The sequence below is a fragment of the Flavobacterium solisilvae genome, from assembly GCF_012911605.1.
In the GTDB taxonomy this organism is placed as follows: Bacteria; Bacteroidota; Bacteroidia; order Flavobacteriales; family Flavobacteriaceae; genus Flavobacterium; species Flavobacterium solisilvae.
Genome location: NZ_JAAMPT010000153.1, coordinates 1 through 606 on the forward strand (window position 1 = coordinate 1; position 606 = coordinate 606).

The window sequence follows — 606 nt, forward strand, 5'->3', positions numbered from 1 at the left end:
ATTCAGCAAGCAATGGACAAACCATTTGGGTACGTGTAGAAAACAACGCAACGGGTTGTTATAATTTAGGCACATTCCAAGTAATTGTTGGCATACCATTAGTAGTACCAACGCCACAACCAATCAACGAATGTGATACTTTACCAAACGACCAATTTGCAGTATTTGATTTAACGGTAAGACAAATCACAGCCTTGCCAGGATATACCTTCCAGTACTATCCAAGTTTGCTAGATGCACAAAACGACACCAACCAAATCACGACTATTACTAGTTATACCAATGTATCACCAGCAGTACAAACGTTAGGAGTTCGTATCATCAGTGCGCAAGGATGTGTAGGTTATACCACGTTAAACATCAGAGTATTGCCAGCGCCAGAGCCAAATACCAATCCAGATGTGCTACCAGCAGTTTGTGAAAACGCAACCAACTCAGGACAAGCAATCGTTGATTTAACCCAAAACGAGGCGTATATTTTAAATGGCGATACGAATTTAACGTTACAGTATTACCCAACGTTGACCGATTTAGAAAACAATACCAATGAAATCACCAACCCATCAGCAGCATTGGTAGGCGATACGACTTTGACCAACGATCCAA

1 protein-coding gene is annotated in these 606 nt (G+C 41.1%); it reads left to right on the forward strand.

The genetic code is table 11. The annotated features are described in order from the left end of the window. A partial coding sequence (locus G6042_RS00710) for a hypothetical protein (protein ID WP_211161601.1) occupies window positions 1-606 on the forward strand: 606 nt, incomplete at both ends.